Here is a 17,826-nt window from a genome sequence, read left to right as displayed (position 1 = left end):
CTCCTTGGCACACACCCGTGGAACGCAACTTCGCACGCATTTTTCAGCAGGAAGTGGACGGTTCGGTCCGAATTCATCCTACATTGTGTTCAGCCATCCCAGATGAGCTGCCACTAGCGCTGCCGTATCGTGCGCAAATTGTTGATACGATGCACTCCCGTGCTGTGCTTCCTCGACAAACAGTCCGTGATCCTTGTTATGGATTTGCTTCATGTCATTCCAGTAATAAGAGTCAAACTGATCCGTAGCGACGGCTTTGAGCTTCGCAAGCCTTGCCGAGAATTCTGCGTTTAGCGCATTTGGAAAGGTAACGCCTGACGAGTTTGCCACACGTTTCAGATTTGCCCCTACACCCTCGTGGTCATGAGATTCCAGCACCCCAAAATTGCGAACTACAGCCACGGTCCCTCGGGTTGCTGCCACCTTGCCCGCCTCCACTTCGTACATCCCGCCCTGCGAAACCTTGGCCACAAAATCCCGATCAGTTTGTGAAGCTTTCTGCGCCACGACTGCCCCTGATCCCACGAGGCCCGCCACCATCACCAAGGCAACTATCCATCTCTGCTTCATGGGCCCTCCTGCACCGTAGGATGCATGCGCCTTATCCGCAGTCGTCGCGATGTGAGTCGTTCCTCGGCCTGCTCCGAACGTATCTGGCCATACAAATTGTCGATTCGCATAGAGAGTTCACCAGAACGGATAGTTTTTCCTCCGTGCTGACCGCACCTCATCACTCTTTGGCTGCTTTTCACGGAGTCGCTTCGCACCCTCAGCAAGTCCACGGTCTATGTCGGCCAAATCCGCATCCGAACCAGCATGCGGTTAGACCGGATTTCGCTTTATGCGCAAACATTGCTCTATATTCTCGGCGGTATGAACCATTTCTGGCATTCGGAGTTCTATTTGCATGTCATGCCTGACCACTATGCGCATCCAGAAGCCCTGGTGCGCGCAAGCGGAGTTGCGGAGATCCTGGGAGGAGTCGGGCTTCTCGTGCCAGCAACTCGACGGTTTTCCGCGGCGGGAATTGTATTGATGCTGATTGTGTTTTTCGATGTCCATCTGTTTATGCTCAGTCATCAGCGACGATTCCCGGAAGTGCCAATCTGGCTGCTCTGGGCGCGCATACCGCTCCAGTTCGCTCTGCTCGCCTGGGCGGCGATGTATTGCGTTACTAGGAGAACTCCTAGTGCACAGCGACCTTTGACGTACTGATAATAGAAGTTTGTCGCTGTCCGATCGGCCACGGACGGGATGAACATAAATTTGCCTCTTCAAGCCGCCTCGCGTTCGCGTTTTCGGTGTGGCTCTTGTCCCGGCTGGGTCTGGCAATGACTAAAACGCGGGACAATGACGATTCCTTGCTGTTGGAAAGAACTCGGCTGGGTGATGTGCAGTCGCTCGCTTGTCTTTATGACCGATATTCCGGTTTCGTTTACTCGATCGCTCTCCGGATCCTCCGCGATCAGCCCCGGGCGGAGCAGGTTGTTTCAGATTTATTTTTTCAGATTTGGCGCAGCCCGGACCGCTTTGAGCGATTCACCGCTAATCTCGCCCTTGCGCTCGTGGTAGTCGCTCGCAATCGGGCATTGGCTGTACTGGCGCAGAAATCATCGGATCTCGATTTCTTGGTTCCTGAATGGATCGCAAACTACCGTGCCAAGGATATTACGCGCGAACAGGCCCGCGCCGTCCTAGAGAATCTATCCGCGGATCGCCGGAGTATGCTCGAACGTACTTTTTACGAAGCTACAAGGCCGACGACCTCTAGCCGTTCGACGACGAATTCGACAATGCCTGGAGAGGCTCCGTCGACAACAACCGCAGTTTCCAAACTGGTAGGCACCGGCCTTGAAGTGATCGATCTTGAAGCCGATGACGCCTTTGCACGGCGCCGCTTGCACGTTCGCGATTCGATCCTGCACCTCCAGGGCATGAATCGCCTAACTCGAACCTTCATCGATGGTTCGCAGTCCATTCTTCAGGAGTTGGTGACCGCAGCTGTTGAGTTGTGCGGAGCAGACAGTGCAGGCATCAGCATCGTTCAGGAGAACAGCACTGAAGAGGACTATTACCAGTGGGTCGCGACCGCTGGTCAGTATTCCGGTTTCTTAAACGCGAAGCTTCCACGCTATCCCAGTGCCTGTGGCGTGACCCTCGAACGGCGTCGACCCCAAATCTTCCGGGTATCGCAGAAATTCTTTGATCTCATGGGCATTCAGGCTCCGATTGTTACCGACGGACTTCTGCTTCCATGGGAGGTTGAGAATGGACGAGGAACAATCTGGATCATGGCCCACGGCCGTGCGGAAGCCTTTGATAGGGAGGACTGCAAAATCATGGAGGTACTGTCGAATTTCGCAGCGTCAGGAGTGAGGCTTCAGCGCCAACAAAGGACACTACTTGAACAGGCACGAGTGGCCGGAGAAGCCGCACTGGCGAATAGCATCGCCCAGCAAATTAATCGTCCGCTCGAGGAGCTTAGGCGGAGCGTTTTTCTCCTCTCTCAAAGGGATCCAGGATCGGATTCTTTCGCTCAGATGATCTCCGGGGAACTCACGAAGCTGAGCGAGATTCTCAACCAACTTGTGCCAGGTCCGAAACCATGCAATTAGAACCGGCGCCAGGGAACTCAACTCACCGCGTCCACGGTTCCGACGAGTTCCAAGTGACTTGCCTGTCGAAAATGGGACCATTGATTTTCCACGAACTTGACAGAAGGCTCTTGCCGCGAAGGGACAAGCGTTCGTTTATAAGCGAGTTCACAGGATTCTTGACGAAGGCAGTTTCGTCCTCATCGTCGCGGAGGTACGCTCGACGGGAGCGTTCACGGGCATCTACGATCTCTTCCGTATCGAAGACGGCAAAATTGTCGAGCACTGGGACACGCTTCAGAGTATTTCAACCGCCGCCGACTGGAAGAATGAAAACGGAAAATTCCAAGCGTCGTACGGAGAGAAGGAAACTTAAGTCGCCAAATCGACAGCCGCCGCACACTCAAGACCACGGGTTCTCTTATCTTCACAATCGCGGCAAGACTCTCTTTCGGGCGATGAATGCGTTATTCGATTGGGCTGTAACCTTTCCCAAAACGGGCGAATCGTTCCGGCGTGAACCGAGAAGAGGTCAAACGATTTTTAAGCAGCCGAGGACTTACCCAGACAAGAGGTGGTTGCCGATTTCTCCACGATCAGGTAGCGAGAACCGGAACTTTGCTAGCTGGAACTTGGTCCAGAACTTGGTCCAATTGGTTGCCGAAAAGGCTCCGATAACGCCCATTCGTTCCTGTCTACTCCGTTGAAAACATTGATACTCCGGCCTTTAGTTCTCGGCTGTTAACCGAATGATCGTAGATGGGAAATACGAATTCATCCGATTACTCCCCTCAAACGGTCCAAGATTCCGCGATCCATCTTGCCGTAAAGTCGCCTATGGTGACTTGTGCGTGGCCCGGTCGGAGACTATTCATCACGCATTTGGACGAGCGGTAAATCGCCAAGTCACTCATCGAGCGAAGGATTTGTGATCTGAAATCCGTCTTGGGTTTAGTCTAGAACGTCGCATATCGTGATTGCTTAAAGCCGTCGCAGAGCCCCGCGACCTTTAAGCGCGGCGGTGGCAATTCTGCGTCTTATTCTCCGTCCCAAGTTCCAAGATGTTCGCCTATTTTGCGCATCTATTTATGTGCAGACCGGCATAATTTTCGCTAGGTTAGCCTTCCACAGGCACACTGCGCCTAGGCGGCCGGGCGTGCTTAGGGCTGTCAACAGTTGCCTTCGATCTGCCCTCTGCAACAGTTCGCAGGGCATTCATGCCTTCCCAGTAGGCGTTCAGCGTGCGCCGGCCGCGATCCGTAAGTTTCGCGGTCGTCAGGGTTCGTTTGTGTTCGATCTTCTTTTCAATTTCAATGACGTCGGCGTCCTCGAGACGAGTGAGTTGAACAGAGAGATTCCCTCGTGAGAGTTTCGTGGCGCGCTCCAGGAAGAGAAAATCGGCCTCTTCGCATGACGAGAGTACAGTGAGGATCGCAAGCCGCGCTGGCTCATGGATAACGCGATCAATCTCCGGCATCTGGAAGTTGTCGTCGTCTTTATTCATGGATGCCCTCCGTCGAATCACCATTGAGAAGGTGATTGAGTAGCCAGTGATCATAGAGGTCGAGCAACAGAAGGAAGCTTAGCAACAGAGCCATCCAGGTCCACAAATCTATCCGAGTGAAGCGATATTCGAGATAGATCCCGACCATGGCGATCAGCGCAGTAGTTGCGAGGATGCGGCGCAGAAAAACGGACCAGTTGTAGGGTACGGGATGAATACATCTCGGAAAGATTTGGTATGCCGCGAGTAGAAGGGCAAATAATCCGGGCTGGGCACGATGGCCAAGAAACATTCCTGGTATAAACATCAATGCCCACAGCAGTAATAACACCGCATTTATACCGCTGAGGTATCCATAACGCGGAGTCGGAGGATTGGAAGCACCCTGCGGTCGAGCTGCCGGATGCATGATCGAGATCAGGCCGGAGGGAACCGCCGGTTCCGGTTCTTTGACGACGCCATAACGTTGCTCATACCAGCGTCCGCCCAAATAAAGCCACCCAAATTGCACCCCTGTCAATACGGCTGCCGCCCAAGCCAGATGCACTCTCGAAAACGAACTTGTCGCCGCCAGGCTTACCAACACCAGAAGCGCTCCCCAGAAAGGCGCCATCCGAAGCCCCTGCAGATCTCGGAAGTGCGCCGTCACATAGCGAAGTTCTCGGCCTTGGCTCGAAGCATCATTGAGAGTCCCTGTCTGCATTCTCGCCTCCAATAGGTAAACCCTCACAAATCGATTTATATCATAAACCGGCAAGGCACAAATGCACGCGGGAAAGAATTTCTTCTCGTGACACCGCCAGCAGTTCCTCTATCCGCAGAGCAGCAACCACAAAGCCTGCAGGTTTTTCCCGCATCCCTCATCCGTGGCTTTTGGCCCCCCGCTCGCCGGCCGCGCGCCGGGAGTCGAGTGCTTGGGCCGGGAATCGGAAACGCTGGGGTCTGGGTCACCATGAACGAATTAGTAGAAGTTGCACTCGGTGTAAGATTCCAGTTTCCGCAATTGGCCAAAGGCGTGGCCCCCGCGAGAATCGCTATGCTCCGCTGCCTCTTCCCGGCAAACTTGAAGCCGCAAGGGTGCACCTGACAATCAATCGAAAACCGGTGATGCCCGCTCTGCCACGTCTGCTCTTGCAATTGATATTCATTGCGGCCCTGATCGCAGCGGTATGGGGTCGATGAATTCACGCTTCGAAGAAGGAGGGTATCAGGTCCCGCCAGCCCGACACCTTTCAGCTTCATGCTTTGGGAAACCGGCGTCGTGAGGTTCCGCTGGTAGTGTATTCGTGTGCAGTGAGGAGAAGTTGTGAAATTGAAGATTGTTGCTGTTGGGGAAGCGGTACTCAGGGTACCCACCCGCCCATTAACGAGCGAAGAGATTCAGAGTGCGCAGATTCAGGGACTCATCGAACACATGCGAGAGACTCTCTATGACGCGCCTGATGTGGGCCTCGCCGCCCCGCAAATCGGGTTGCCCCTCCAACTCGTGGTAATTGAGGACAAAATCGAGTATCAAGCGACGGCTTCTGAGGCGGAGCTTCGGGAACGTGAGAGGAGCCCGGTGCCCTTCCATGTGCTAATCAATCCTAAACTCGAACTGCTGTCGCAATCTGAGATTAGCTTCTATGAAGGTTGTCTCAGTCTACCCGGCTTCACCGCTGCGGTGCCTCGTACAAGAAAGGGGACGGTGGAGGCATTCGATCATGCGGGACAGCCAGTTCACATCGAAGCTACCGGTTGGTACGCGCGGATACTTCAGCACGAGATCGATCACCTCCGTGGCACGCTATATATAGACCGCATGCGCAGTCGTAGCTTTTCGACTCTCGACAACTACAACCGCTATTGGAAGACAAGACCGCTGGGAGAACTGCTGGAGCTGCTTGACAGCCACACTTCCAGAGAGTGATTTGCCCAGGCATTCCCGGCCACTTGTTGAAACCCCGATTTCCATTGCGTAGTGTTACCAGGAGGGTGTGCAAGCCAAAACAGGTCTCGGGGCGGCGCGTGGGACTGGCCATGCCGCTTGCGTCAAGCCATTTTGACGAAGCCATCGTTGCTGATACAAGTTCGGTTGCGCCCCTCGTTCTTCGCACGATAGAGAGCTGCATCTGCCTGCCGCAACAGCGAGTCAGAAACATTTCCGTGTGCTGGGAAGAGCGCCACGCCGATTGAGACAGTGACTTCGGAGTAAATGTCGCTACCCAGATTTGAATGCAGAGATTCAACCGACCTTCGAAGATTTTCCGCTCTCTCCATCGCGTGGTTCTCTGTGATTTCCGGAAGAATGACAGTGAATTCTTCGCCTCCATAACGGCACACTACGTCCTCGGCCCTCACAGCGCCCTGCAAGGTCTTAGCCACTTCGCGAAGCACGGTGTCGCCGGCGGCGTGACTGAAGCGGTCGTTAAACTCCTTGAAGTGGTCGACATCGATCATGAAAACAGCGAGACCGTTCTTCCGTCGAATCGCGCGTGCGAGCTCCCGATCAAGCGCGATCTGCATGAAATGGCGGTTGAAAAGGCCGGTAAGTGAGTCCCGAATCGATTGATTTTCCAGCTTGGATCGAAGTTCAAGCGATGCGTGAGCGATCGCCGTAAGGTGCACGAGCTGTCGAAGCGTCTCCGGGCGGTTCCCTATCTCTGAAGCTATTTCTTCTGTCGGGCACTCGATTGAGAGCACTCCGAGAGTTTCTCCCTGGGCTGCCAAAGGTATGCAAACGTACCGGTCAGGGGGCGGTCCTACAAAATGAGAACAATCGATCTCCGATTCACCTGGTCCCCGCCAGCGGACCTGACCGCCTCGTAAACCGCAGCACGCGTTTGGTGTGAAGATTTCCGACACAACACTGCCGGGATTGCCCCACGTAGCGAGCTTTTCAACAGTGTCCCTCGAATTGTTAATTACCGCGAACGCCCCATTCGTTCCCGGAAGCAATTGAGGGAAACGTACAGACGCGGAACTGTATACCTCCGAGAGAGTAGCGCAGAGCTGCAGTTCATCTCGGAAAGCGGCAAGCAATGTCGCTTGCTTCGCGTGTTGCTCAAGTGCAGTCATTGTCTGAGCTAGCTCACGGTTGCTTTCCTGCAACTGACGATTGGTCTCGAGCCACTGACGCGCAATGCGGGCGCGAAACAGTGCATCCCGAGCGAGCAGAGAGAATAAGACTGCTATCGCCGCGAGAGACAAAGCAGCGAGCGAGAGCTCAGTCACGACTGACATTTGAGATCGCTCCGATGACGTCGCAGTTCGTTCGCCGAGCAGCTCATTTTCCTGCTCCGTCATCAGGGCTAAGGCCTGCCGGCATCGCAACGTCTCTGCCTTCACTGCATCCAACTCGCCGGGAGCATTAAGGGTTCTAGTCAAAGCACTGGTACAGGAGAGAAGCTCTTGAATATTCGCATCTTGGTTGCGGTTGTCCGAGACGAGTTGCTTCAGGTGCAATGTGCTGGTCTGCAGACGGATTGCGTCTCTTTGGGCGGCTTGTACACTCTCAGCGTCTTTCGTCGCTATAGACCATTTCGTTTCAGCCTCAATTCGATCCGTCTGCTGGGAGGCTCGCTGAACAGAAAGCAGCACCTCTTGAGTGTGCTCGATCCACTCACGGGCTGAAACGAGCCTGCGGTCGTTGTGATACAGGAAAATTCCGGCGCCGATGGTAAAGCAGACCGCGCCAATCGCTGCCAGAATGATCAGCGTTATAGGCACTCTCGAGTTGGCCAGCCTCTCCATTCAACTACCCAGGGAACGCGGCCCTCCCGCGACAGATGCACACTTTTTCGTGCCATTTTCAGATTACTATTCAGGCCGCCGAAGTGGGAGAAAACCTTGAAATCCATGATGGTTGACAATCAGTGATCGAGCGTGGGCGCTGGAATCATGGACCAATCCTGTCTGTCGACATTGTCGGTGTTACGCTTATCGGGGAGGCGCAATGAGCATCGAAGCAGCAGCGAAGGAACTGACCAAGGAAATCGAACGGCTAACGAAAGAGGCGGAACGTCTCACTAAATTCAGAGACTCGCTTCTGTCGGGTGCTGTATCCGCAAATTCGACAAGCGTCCGAACTGCCTCTAAGAAGAGCGTTGCAAAGAAAGCCGCTAAGAAGACCGCGGTGAAGAAGGCTGCACCGAAGAAGCGCACGCTTTCTGCAGCAGGAAGAAAGGCCATTTCTGATGCAGCGAAGCGTAGATGGGCTGAGAAGAAAAAGGCGGCTGCGGCGAAGTAGAACAGCTTTATGAAGTACTTGAACGCTAGGCAACGCGGAGATGCTCCCCGCGCTTGACCTCGGCCCCCGGCACGACTTCATTCCTTGAGGCGGCAAGCCTGATCGCGTTGTTGTCGGGTGTTGACTCCTGGACGGCGCTTCTTAGTGCGTGCTTGAGTTCGCCAGGCACCGCTTCGACAATCGCGTTCCAGACCTTGCCATTGATGGCAATTCCAACGTTCTTGTATTCGATCGGAATTTGCTGTTCATCATGGATAACCACGCTGTCCTGTGAATTCGCCTGAATTCTCAGCGTGAATTCCTGGCCTTCGATCCTTCTCAGATTCCGGACCTTGAGAAAGTAAAGGACCATTGATTTTGTGCGGAGGGTCTTGTTTTCCGCGCTTCGTGCACGCTCGGAGAGTCGCTGTGCCTCGGCGCGGCAATGCTGAGTCCGCGCTTCCATCGAGCGCACAAATCGTCCGATCCGGTCGACCTTTTCGCCATGAGCCTTGCAGAATTCCTCGAAGCGCTCTACGAGTGCGGCGGAGGCTTCTCCCTTCGAGGAAATCTCTTCTTGGATCTCCTCCACGACCGTGTCGAGTTCCTCGTCGATCTCGAACAGAGAGATGGATGACGCAATGGATGACATGATGACCTCGCGGTGTGCGGTCATGCGCCCGGACGGAGTCGCATGACCGTGTGAGTTCGTTGGGGCTTATGCCGCTGCCATTGGAATGACCTGACCGAAGGGGGCTGCCAGCTTGGAGGTGGAGGCCCATAGAACCGGGTACATAGGTTCCTCGCGGGGAAAGGAGCCTTCGAGGTCGGTGAGAAAGACCATCGTCTGCGGAACGATCCCCTGCTCATCGAGCCACTCGAAGCACGGTTCGAACCTGGTGCCTCCCCCTCCAACCGGAGTAAGGCGGATCGGTTCTCCCGCTTCGTACGTGTCGACGCGGTGAACTACGGCATCGAAGTAGAGGACGTAAACCCGGGAAGGTCGTTGTCCTTCAAGGATCGACCGCGCCGCGGCCTCAAATAGACCAAGCTGTCGCTTACTGATCGATCCAGAACAGTCCACGGCGATTGCAACCTCGCCAACGCCTTCTCGAATCACGCCCGGGAGGTAAAGGCCGTTCCAGACGTGCCGGCGACTCGGCCGCATCCAGCTGTAATCGGCAGGCGTTGTCTCCGACCAGAGACGGCGGAGCAACTCCCCCCAATCGACTGCGGCGTCTGTTCCCGCGTCAAGCGTGCGTTGAAGTCCGGCGGGCGCCTTTCCGGCCAGCTTCGCAAGAGTCTCGGCCTGCTCGACGGCGATCTTCCAGTCCCTCGCTTGCTCTTCCGGTGTCTGCTCCTCGGTTCCGGGCTCAGGTTGCGGCGCATCGAGCACTTGCCCGACACCGCCAGGTGTATCGGGCGATTCGTCCCCAATGTTCCGCTCGCCGCCGGCTCCTGCGCCATCCCGTGGATCGCCCTGCTGGTCTTCCGTACCCGGTCGTTGCTGAACGTTCTCTTCTGACTCGATGAGATTGTAGATCTGTTCGGCGCTCATACCTTGAAATCGCCGATCGATGAGCACTCCTTGAGGCAGCGTGAGCCCCGCGTCCATAAGCAGGGGGTTGATGGCGTAATCGCATGCCATGTTCCAGCGCTCTTTGGAGCGGTTGCCGCGCCGTGTGTGGTGTTGGAGGGCAGGATGCATGACTTCGTGGGCTAGAGTCCCCCGGAGTTCCGTCTGCGTAAGCCCCGCCACAAAGTCGGGGTTGAAGAAGAGCGACACACCGTCTGTCGCCATCGTTTTGATCGAACGTCGCTCCTGCCCCTGTAGCCGAAACAGAAGCGTTCCGAAAAACGGATGATCGAGCAGCAGACCGGTACGCGCTTTCTGAATGAGGAGAGCGGCTTCGGTTACATGCTTCATGCGGCGGACTGTGCCTCCATATATGCGGACATGTGCGCGAAAATGTGATCCGCACTCGGCGCCTCTGGCATCGCTGGAACCTCGGCCGTCCTGCGCTCGCTAAGGACGGTATCTATCGCGGCAACGATGCCTGCAGCCTCCGAGGCTGTGGCGACGCGCAGGTCCTCATTCTTCTTCAGGTCTCGCGCCGAATGATTGCAGAGACTGTCCCGAACCTGGGTTGCGAAGCGATTCAAATCGGCATCATCGGCCACATTGAGCCGCGGCAGTATCTCCACCAGATCGATAACATTCGTGACAAGCGAGGAGTGGAAGCGGGACTCAGGATCGTTCAGTCGATCGACCATGTGCGACACAACTTCTCTGAGCCGCTTCCACAGATCATCGTTTCCGCGCGTCAGAGCTTCCCGAACACCGCGATCGATATCGCGCGCGACGCGGGCTTGTTCTTCGGCGGAAAGGTCTACGCGAAAATCGTTGCCGCTCGGGATCGGAAGGAATTCGAGCTTGACGCCAAACTTCTTTCTCAGCTTGTCGGCGGAAGGATAGTCCTCTGCCTGGAAGAGACCGTTCAGGCTGGGACGGACCTGTTCGATGTATGAAGGGTAGACCAGAAGGAATGCGTCCACCGCAGCCTGAAAGCTAGCGTCGAACTCTCGCATTGCTTTTGTGAGGTCGAAGTAGAGGTGTGCCGGCAGCAGGCGGAATCCTTCGTCCGACCATGGAAGAGAGACCTTGTAGAAGTGTTGTCGAATCTGTCCGGCCAACGTCCGGATTTCTTCGAGCTTCTCAGCCCCCATCAGAAGTTGCTTGTTGTACCGGCCGGCGCTTGTGCTGGCTCCATGGCTCCTTGCAACCTCGTTGCTAACTTTCTTGTCGTGTTTGACGGCTGTCCATATGCTGACATGGACGGCGGCGAGCATCGCTCGTTCGGTAATCATTGAATGACCTCCGCGTGTTCTACGCCGAAGCGAACGAACTCCGGCGTGAAGGTGATGGCGCGGTCGCGGGCAGAGGCGTCGCGCATGGCAAGCACGCGCATCTCAGTGGGCATGCGATTGAGGTACTTCATGCCCTTGGCGACCGAGTTGTCGGTGAGTACCCGGCCAAGAGCGGTGGAAATGGCAATCTGTGCCGACGGCTCTGCGGGAAGCGGGGCGCTCTCCGGGTTGAGCAAGATCTCGTCGATCGAAGGAAGTTGACGGAAGAGCCTTAGGAAGCCTAAGAACTCGGTCGTGGCCGCGGGTCCGATGGCTCCTTCGAGAAGCTGAGCTTCGATCTCGGAGGATACTGTCCCAACATGGCTCCTTCCATGCTGATCGAACGCTTTGATCACATTCGAAGCCATCTCCCACGAGCGTGGGGTAGGCCATGCATTGACGTCTGAGGTGGCGTCCGCATCGTGGAGCAGGTCTCTCTTGAATCGCAGAAAAGCGATTACTTCAGGACGGATCGATGCCCTCAGAGCCCAATGGCACCAGTCGTCGAAATCGACATCGAGCGTGAGATGCACGAAGCGGTTACGCAGCGGGCGTGGCATCGAGAAGTGAACTCCCCGTTCGGAAGCGGGATTGCCCGCCGCGATCACGACCCACTCGTCCGGGAGGATGTATTCTCCGAGCCTGCGGTCGAGGACCAGTTGATAGCAGCCGGCCTGGGTCATTTGCGGTGCCGACGTGAGTTCATCAAGAAAGAGGATGCCTTTGCCGCCGGTGGGGAGGAACTTCGGGGGTACCCATTGGGTTTGGTCGGAGAGGATGCGGGGCAGACCACGCAGATCGACGGGATCGAGTTGCGTGGCGCGGATGTCGCGGAATTCGTATCCCAAGTCCTGAGCGACCTGAAAGACGACCTTGGACTTGCCGACCCCGCACGCGCCCCAGATGTGGATTGGCACACGTTCGCAGATCAGCGCGGTCAGCGCCTCGTACAACTGGCTTGGTTTCATGAATTGTCCTTTGGGTGGATAAGTCTGGATGGGTGCATCAAACGGTACTGAACTGCGGAGGCCGCGGGGACGCGTCCTCTCAGGTATTCTTCAATCGCTAAAGACGAGGTTGTATAGACAAGTTATGGACAGCAATTACAACTGTGGCCCTTCCATGCGGACCTACCCTCTTTGAGCAGGATGGGAACTGCGGCAAGTGCAGCTAGGGCGTCAAACCAGCAGATGCGAAAAATCGCATTAACGGCAACGCCGATCAGCGCGATCAGAGCAAGATAAGCGCAGGTGGCGGACTGCGTTGCATCTGCAGCCAAAGCGGCGTTTGCAGATCGTCGGGCTTCCTGGCGCTTGAGCCATGCGAGGACGGGCATCGCGATCAACGCTGCGAGCGTAATCGCAATGCCAGCGCGGCTGGACTCAGGATGAAGCCCGAGCAGTAAGGACGCAAGTGCCGAACCTCCTACAACCAGAGCAAGTGTGAACAGGAGAACTGAGGCCGTGCAGGCCGCCTTGCGTTCCGAAATGGCTACAGCTGGAATCCACTGCAGAAGGACAACGACAGCCAACAATAGCTCCACAAGACTATCGGAGCCAAAAGCCAACAGAACCGGGCTATGGGCTGTCGCTGCAGCATACGCGGCAACTGCGAACTCTATAAGCATCCACATCAACGTCACGCCCTGAAGCCAGAAAACGCGCGTTCGCGGCTCCTTAGGAGCATATTCAGCTGATGTCTTAGTGGACGCAGCGCCAATTTGCACCACTCGCGTCATGACCTCATGATCTCCGTCTCGACGGACAGATGCAATACATGAATGTAATGCGGGCAATTCGGCCCGATGCCTCGCGCGTTGGAGCTATCGGCGCGCGAAGTAGCCGTATACGCATCGTGTGCCACTCCGGGAACAATTGTGAGTGTCATGCAACTGGCCGTCGATCACCGCCGTCAAGTGTCTCGAAACGCGCACGACCAAGGTTCCGGCGGGAAGTTCGGAAGTCCGAAGATGGACTCGGCAACCTGAGCCGACAGACATTGTTGGCGTCCAGTGCCAGCCCAGAGATTCGAGATAGCTACTGTACGTGCACCGAAAGACGCCGTCACGGCTGTTGGACTTCCTTTTCTTCCGTTTTCCGATCCTTTCTTTGGCCGCCAGAGCGTTTAGAGCGTCGTAGACTTCGCGGTAAGGCTTTCTTGTTGCAATGGCGATCGCACGCGTGACGCAGTCTCCAACGCTGCCGCTGAAGCCCGCTGCGGCTCGCCCACCGTCGTCGAAGATAAATTTCATTGGATCCTCTCGGGCAGGCTTTACGCGGTCTGCCTCTGTCGTCCCCTCCGCGCGAGATTTCGTAGGAGGAGTTGAGCGTCGGTTTGGCTCGCAAGACAGGCCAGTAGACACAAGGCTCTGCCCGGCAACCGGATTTTCATGATTCGTGGGTTAGGAATCGCTGTATAGTGGCTGTGCCAGGTCTTCTGCACGGTTGGGAAGCCGTGCCGCCCGGGTGACCTACCCGGCGCGCCAAGCTCACTGGGGAGGATGCTGGCTGAGGCTGCGGCGTGAGATGTGCCGTGTTTTGTTCGCGCCTTGCATTCTTCCGATACCTCTTGCGGTTTTTGGGGCAAACTCCCAGGTCAGTGCGGCGTCCGCGCAGGCCAAGAGCACCCAATCTGCCACCTCTGCTACCCGACGCGAGTCGCGCAGAGATCGGACAAGTGCTAGATGTCCACCGGCGCAGCGCAAAGTCTTGTATTTCCTTGTTCCAAAATCCCGGCCGATCGCTTCACGGGGAATCCAGGCCTCCACTCTCCATGGTTCACGGCGCGTCGTGTAACTTGGAAACGAAAACGGACGGACGGCGTCTTGGATATAAAGGATGTCTCCTACCCGGATAGTCCCAACCTTTCTGCCATCGGGAAGGCAGCGAAACCGTGAGGGATGATATTGATATTCCATCTTCTTCTCCGGAGTGCGCGAGAGCTCGCGTCAATGATTTTCAAATCTTGAGTGCGTGACGATTGCAGGTACTCTCGTGCTCCGCTAGTCCTTCATGAGCATTCGAAACAGCCGATCGACTCGAGCGGCCGTGCGTGCGCGAACCCTCTTCTTTCCGAGTTGGAGCGATGGACTCTGATACCCAAGTCTCCGAGCGAGTTCTGCTTTTGAAAAGCCTTCGGCAAGCAGTCTCTTGATCTGTCTCCACGCCACGTTGGCCCGGATAAGGGCCCCGTCACTCGGTGCTTGATTGCTAATTGCCAGAAGTCGTTCCTCAGTGCTCCTACGGACGTTGACCTGTTTGCCTGATCGAATATTGGCGATCACTCTCTCAGCCACATCAGAAGCTGCAGCAAGCGCTCGGCGCCCGACACCTTGCGCTGAGAGTTTCAGAATGTGCTTGCGCGCGGCCTTCGCAGGGACAAGATCATTCCAGCGCCCGGAAGTGCGGTCCTTAGCGCGTGTGGTTTCGTACCGCGCGTTCGCGGCCTTGCATAGGAGGCAACGGCAGCCAGCTACGTATCTCTGACGGCTACCATGCGGTTTCTCCTTTATGAGCCTTGGCGGGTTTGGGGATTTTCTGAATTGCATGGACATGGCTCCGCCCGTGGCGCATTGGGACAACGCACCCAGGTCGTAGGGATTCTTCGGTGAACGTCGGGATTGCGATAAAGGAGGGGAAGAGCTAGTTGAGTCTACCTTCTAGGAAAAGCCTCAAGCCATCACCGGGCGGTTTCACGCTCAGTTCCGACGGCAAGGCAAGCTGTCGATTCAGCTTCGAACAGAATTTCCAGTGCAGAGATGATGAAGAGGTGTTGTGAGCCTTGGTGCTTGGAATAATTCCGGGCCGCCTGCTCGGCAGAGTGAGGTGTGATCTCTTTGCCGCCTTTAAGCTGTTGGGTCGCCCAGCGTCTGCCTGCATTCATGGCCCTGCGTATTCGATCGGCCACCATGAAACTCTCCTTTTGGTCACGAGGTGATGTACCTTGCTCTACTTTCGAGTTGCAGTTTGAAGCTGGCCGATGCACTCGTATCCGGACACACGTTATGATTGCTACCATCCAGAGGGACATCACACATGCCAGAACGAATTGCAGTCCTCGGAGGAGGCATCGGCTCACTTAGTGCCGTTCTCGATCTCACCTCTGAGCCGAATTGGCAACAAAAGTACGACATCACGGTGTATCAGATGGGATGGCGACTCGGCGGGAAGGGAGCGAGTTCGAGAAACCCCGCCGCCGGCCAAAGGATCGAAGAGCATGGACTTCATATCTGGCTCGGGTTTTACGAAAATGCGTTCGAACTTATGCGTCAGTGCTATTCCGAACTGCCCTCGGGATCAGGCACATTCAATTCCTGGCAAGACGCATTTAAGCCCCACAGCCTCGTGGTCCTTGAAGAGAAAACCACGGAGGGTTGGCTCCATTGGCCCGCAGATGTGCCGACCAATGATTCCCTTCCTGGAGATGGCGCCCCCGTTCCGACCTTGTGGGACTACGTTCTGATGGCATTTGAGATGCTCGAAGATGCATTGGACCAGTTGCATCAGCACGTTCCAGCAAAGGGCAAGGTGGAGTTGGTCCAGTTGGTCGTCGACCATTATGGACGATGAGTTGACGAAGAAGGAGCAGTCCACTTTGCCGTTATCAACGCGGCTGCTAAAAGCCGCCCATCGACATGCTCGCAACGTGCGACGCCACCGAGAGCCGTCAAGACGCAAGGAAGTTTCGGCCGTGATCGACGACTTTCAACGCACAGTGAACAGTGCCGTCGACCCTCGCCTCCTTACGGACACAAATGTGAGGCGTCCATATATCTTTATCAACATCTTCAGCGCCATAGTAAGGGGCATCATCGCAGATGGGGTAATCTCCAGCGGGTTCGATGCGCTCGATGAGTTTGAGCTTCGTGATTGGCTCGCTCGTCATGGAGCGTCCCCTATCGCCGTGAACTCGGCCGGAATGCGAGCTGCGTATGATCTCGCGTTCAGTTTCGAGGACGGTGATCCTCTGAAACCCAACTTGGCTGCCGGCGCCGGTCTTCGCGGCACGTTGCGCATGCTGCTCACCTACAAGGGAGCGATGCTTTGGAAAATGCAAGCAGGCATGGGGGAGACTGTATTCACCCCAATCTACAAGGTACTTAAGAAGCGCGGGGTGAAATTCCAGTTCTTTCACAAAGTCGATGAACTCACTCTTTCGGCGGATCAGAGCAGTGTCGCGACGATTAAGATCACGAAGCAGGCAACGGTGCGATCCGGAGAATATCAGCCATTTCGCCGCGTTAAGCAGTGGGATTGCTGGCTCCGTGAGCCGGACTACTCTCAGCTAACCGAGGGAGAGGCGCTCAAGGCTTCCGAAGCGAACCTTGAATCAAACTGGTCCGCTTGGCCGGGCGTGGGACGTCTCGAGCTGAAAACTGGAGCTGATTTCGACAAGATCATTCTTGGAATCCCGATCGCTGCGCTTAAGACAATCTGTCAGCCGCTCGCAGAGGCTCGTCCCGACTGGAAAGCGATGCTCGCGAATGTGAAGACCACTCAAACCCAAGGGTTCCAGGTTTGGTTGAGCAAAGGTCTCACCGAGTGTGGGTGGAGTCTGGGAAGCCCAATCCTGGGCTCCTATATTGAGCCGGTCGATACGTGGGCAGATATGTCGCATCTCATCGATGCTGAAGACTGGCCGGCAGGCAACGCACCTCAGCAGCTAGCCTACTTCTGTGGCGTCATGAAAGAACCAACATCGGTGCCACCGTCAAGCGATGCGTCTTTCCCCGAAGCCGAATATGCGAGGACTCTCAAGCAAGCCACGGATTTTCTCGAACAATACGTCGGCTACCTCTGGCCGCACGCACTGCAAGAAGGCAAGTTCGATTGGAACATTTGCTTCGGGAGTGCCTCGACGGTCGGTTCTGCGAGATTGCAAACCCAATATTGGCGGCCAAACATCGATCCGTCAGAGCGCTATACGCTTGCGGTCGCCGGATCAACAAAGTATCGGCTCACCGCGGATCACTCCGGTTTCACCAATCTCATTTTGACGGGAGATTGGATCCGAAACGGATTGAATGCCCCAGGTTGCATCGAGTCGTGTGTGATTTCCGGTCGGCAAGCCGCGCGTGCGATCTCAGGGGTACACCGCGAGATCATTGGGGAATCTGATTTTCCACCAACTCCTTCACTCTTTGCGAGAGTGCTCATTTGGTTGGCAGACCTTTGGGTACATTTCACGTCGCGATCGCTGCGGCCCTCCCTCAGAGGTGCCAATCGGCAATGACGTGTCGGAGCGCTGTGTGAACGGCGGATCGGTCCAATTGCTTGTTGGACATGAAGAATCTTCAGGCGGCATCGATCAGGATCGAGGGTTGCGACTCGAAGAGCTGGGGCAATTTGGGATAGACCTCTTCTTCGGAAGCCAGTCCCTGCTCAAGGATTGCGTCCTGGATGTAATCGATCATGTTGAGCATGCCCTCTGCCGCTTCTTGCTGGTCGAAGGTGACAGTTGACCCTTCGCTCAGGCCGATTAGGGCGCGCTTCTGCTTTCGGACAAGCGAAAGGTCAATCGTGAAATCGAGTGTGACTTTGACGCCTTTCCCACTCCGTGCGTGGTTGCTGTCGTCGATGAGACGGCCTGCGCTGTTTCCGGACATGATGACACCT

General features: G+C 55.9%; 17 protein-coding genes. 6 read left to right on the top strand and 11 right to left on the bottom strand.

Annotation, left to right across the window (positions count from 1 at the left end; translation table 11 throughout):
• Positions 1–78 precede the first annotated feature (78 nt).
• Positions 79–570: a DUF4142 domain-containing protein gene (locus OHL22_RS13595; protein ID WP_263338210.1), complete on the bottom strand. Its 492-nt coding sequence runs from the start codon at positions 568–570 to the stop codon at positions 79–81.
• Between the two features lie 246 nt (positions 571–816).
• Between OHL22_RS13595 and OHL22_RS13590 the strand changes: the two genes are divergently transcribed.
• Together OHL22_RS13590 and OHL22_RS13585 are read left to right on the top strand one after the other, a co-directional pair.
• Positions 817–1,215: a DoxX family protein gene (locus tag OHL22_RS13590; RefSeq protein ID WP_263338208.1), complete on the top strand. Its 399-nt coding sequence runs from the start codon at positions 817–819 to the stop codon at positions 1,213–1,215.
• Between the two features lie 116 nt (positions 1,216–1,331).
• Positions 1,332–2,615: a sigma factor gene (locus tag OHL22_RS13585; RefSeq protein ID WP_263338205.1), complete on the top strand. Its 1,284-nt coding sequence runs from the start codon at positions 1,332–1,334 to the stop codon at positions 2,613–2,615.
• 1,096 nt (positions 2,616–3,711) lie between these two features.
• Here OHL22_RS13585 and OHL22_RS13580 read toward each other — a convergent pair.
• Together OHL22_RS13580 and OHL22_RS13575 are read right to left on the bottom strand one after the other, a co-directional pair.
• Positions 3,712–4,098 (bottom strand): transcriptional regulator, encoded by a 387-nt coding sequence (locus tag OHL22_RS13580; RefSeq protein WP_263338203.1) that lies wholly within the window; start codon positions 4,096–4,098, stop codon positions 3,712–3,714.
• Positions 4,091–4,801: a hypothetical protein gene (locus OHL22_RS13575; RefSeq protein WP_263338200.1), complete on the bottom strand. Its 711-nt coding sequence runs from the start codon at positions 4,799–4,801 to the stop codon at positions 4,091–4,093. Before OHL22_RS13575 ends, OHL22_RS13580 begins: the two co-directional genes overlap by 8 nt.
• Positions 4,802–5,404: 603 nt before the next feature.
• Here OHL22_RS13575 and def point away from each other — a divergent pair.
• Entirely contained in the window at positions 5,405–6,007 is a 603-nt protein-coding gene (gene def, locus OHL22_RS13570; protein WP_263338197.1) for a peptide deformylase, read from the top strand.
• Positions 6,008–6,129: 122 nt separating this feature from the next.
• Here def and OHL22_RS13565 read toward each other — a convergent pair whose 3' ends face one another.
• Positions 6,130–7,806 carry a sensor domain-containing diguanylate cyclase gene (locus OHL22_RS13565; protein WP_263338194.1) on the bottom strand — a complete coding sequence of 559 codons (1,677 nt, stop codon included), beginning with the start codon at positions 7,804–7,806 and terminating at the stop codon, positions 6,130–6,132.
• Positions 7,807–8,032: 226 nt separating this feature from the next.
• On the opposite strand from OHL22_RS13565, the gene OHL22_RS13560 reads away from it, so the two are divergent.
• Positions 8,033–8,326: a hypothetical protein gene (locus tag OHL22_RS13560; RefSeq protein ID WP_263338190.1), complete on the top strand. Its 294-nt coding sequence runs from the start codon at positions 8,033–8,035 to the stop codon at positions 8,324–8,326.
• 25 nt (positions 8,327–8,351) lie between these two features.
• Here the strand turns inward: OHL22_RS13560 and OHL22_RS13555 are convergent, their stop codons facing one another.
• From OHL22_RS13555 to OHL22_RS13530, 6 genes are all read right to left on the bottom strand, one after another.
• Complete coding sequence (locus tag OHL22_RS13555; protein WP_263338188.1) at positions 8,352–8,957, bottom strand: siphovirus Gp157 family protein; 606 nt, start codon at positions 8,955–8,957, stop codon at positions 8,352–8,354.
• Between the two features lie 66 nt (positions 8,958–9,023).
• Positions 9,024–10,232: a vWA domain-containing protein gene (locus OHL22_RS13550; protein WP_263338185.1), complete on the bottom strand. Its 1,209-nt coding sequence runs from the start codon at positions 10,230–10,232 to the stop codon at positions 9,024–9,026.
• Complete coding sequence (locus OHL22_RS13545; protein ID WP_263338182.1) at positions 10,229–11,173, bottom strand: hypothetical protein; 945 nt, start codon at positions 11,171–11,173, stop codon at positions 10,229–10,231. The genes OHL22_RS13550 and OHL22_RS13545 overlap by 4 nt, the downstream gene beginning before the upstream one ends.
• Positions 11,170–12,180 carry an AAA family ATPase gene (locus OHL22_RS13540; protein ID WP_263338179.1) on the bottom strand — a complete coding sequence of 337 codons (1,011 nt, stop codon included), beginning with the start codon at positions 12,178–12,180 and terminating at the stop codon, positions 11,170–11,172. The genes OHL22_RS13545 and OHL22_RS13540 overlap by 4 nt, the downstream gene beginning before the upstream one ends.
• A 122-nt stretch (positions 12,181–12,302) precedes the next feature.
• On the bottom strand, positions 12,303–12,950 hold the full coding sequence (locus OHL22_RS13535; RefSeq protein WP_263338177.1) for a cation transporter: 648 nt from the start codon (positions 12,948–12,950) through the stop codon (positions 12,303–12,305).
• 1,940 nt (positions 12,951–14,890) lie between these two features.
• Positions 14,891–15,121 (bottom strand): hypothetical protein, encoded by a 231-nt coding sequence (locus OHL22_RS13530; RefSeq protein WP_263338173.1) that lies wholly within the window; start codon positions 15,119–15,121, stop codon positions 14,891–14,893.
• A gap of 125 nt (positions 15,122–15,246) precedes the next feature.
• Here OHL22_RS13530 and OHL22_RS13525 point away from each other — a divergent pair, with 125 nt between their 5' ends.
• Positions 15,247–15,780, top strand: coding sequence for an NAD(P)-binding protein (locus OHL22_RS13525; protein WP_263338171.1), 534 nt, complete (start codon positions 15,247–15,249; stop codon positions 15,778–15,780).
• 121 nt (positions 15,781–15,901) lie between these two features.
• Positions 15,902–17,443 (top strand): hypothetical protein, encoded by a 1,542-nt coding sequence (locus tag OHL22_RS13520; protein WP_263338168.1) that lies wholly within the window; start codon positions 15,902–15,904, stop codon positions 17,441–17,443.
• A gap of 61 nt (positions 17,444–17,504) precedes the next feature.
• On the opposite strand, the gene OHL22_RS13515 is transcribed toward OHL22_RS13520, so the two are convergent.
• On the bottom strand, positions 17,505–17,816 hold the full coding sequence (locus OHL22_RS13515; protein ID WP_263338165.1) for a hypothetical protein: 312 nt from the start codon (positions 17,814–17,816) through the stop codon (positions 17,505–17,507).
• Positions 17,817–17,826: the final 10 nt, after the last annotated feature.

The organism is Acidicapsa dinghuensis, assembly GCF_025685685.1.
GTDB classification, from domain to species: Bacteria; Acidobacteriota; Terriglobia; order Terriglobales; family Acidobacteriaceae; genus Acidicapsa; species Acidicapsa dinghuensis.
Note: the sequence above shows the minus strand (reverse complement) of the source record. Positions and strands in the feature narration are given on the sequence as shown.

Coding starts and splice junctions, on each gene's coding strand:
- OHL22_RS13560 (WP_263338190.1), top strand. CDS start 8,033: ATGAGCATCGAAGCAGCAGCGAAGGAACTGACCAAGGAAATCGAACGG.
- OHL22_RS13540 (WP_263338179.1), bottom strand. CDS start 12,180: ATGAAACCAAGCCAGTTGTACGAGGCGCTGACCGCGCTGATCTGCGAA.
- OHL22_RS13585 (WP_263338205.1), top strand. CDS start 1,332: ATGACTAAAACGCGGGACAATGACGATTCCTTGCTGTTGGAAAGAACT.
- OHL22_RS13590 (WP_263338208.1), top strand. CDS start 817: ATGCGGTTAGACCGGATTTCGCTTTATGCGCAAACATTGCTCTATATT.
- OHL22_RS13535 (WP_263338177.1), bottom strand. CDS start 12,950: ATGACGCGAGTGGTGCAAATTGGCGCTGCGTCCACTAAGACATCAGCT.
- OHL22_RS13575 (WP_263338200.1), bottom strand. CDS start 4,801: ATGCAGACAGGGACTCTCAATGATGCTTCGAGCCAAGGCCGAGAACTT.
- OHL22_RS13525 (WP_263338171.1), top strand. CDS start 15,247: ATGCCAGAACGAATTGCAGTCCTCGGAGGAGGCATCGGCTCACTTAGT.
- OHL22_RS13545 (WP_263338182.1), bottom strand. CDS start 11,173: ATGATTACCGAACGAGCGATGCTCGCCGCCGTCCATGTCAGCATATGG.
- OHL22_RS13555 (WP_263338188.1), bottom strand. CDS start 8,957: ATGTCATCCATTGCGTCATCCATCTCTCTGTTCGAGATCGACGAGGAA.
- OHL22_RS13595 (WP_263338210.1), bottom strand. CDS start 570: ATGAAGCAGAGATGGATAGTTGCCTTGGTGATGGTGGCGGGCCTCGTG.
- OHL22_RS13515 (WP_263338165.1), bottom strand. CDS start 17,816: ATGTCCGGAAACAGCGCAGGCCGTCTCATCGACGACAGCAACCACGCA.
- OHL22_RS13580 (WP_263338203.1), bottom strand. CDS start 4,098: ATGAATAAAGACGACGACAACTTCCAGATGCCGGAGATTGATCGCGTT.
- OHL22_RS13530 (WP_263338173.1), bottom strand. CDS start 15,121: ATGGTGGCCGATCGAATACGCAGGGCCATGAATGCAGGCAGACGCTGG.
- OHL22_RS13550 (WP_263338185.1), bottom strand. CDS start 10,232: ATGAAGCATGTAACCGAAGCCGCTCTCCTCATTCAGAAAGCGCGTACC.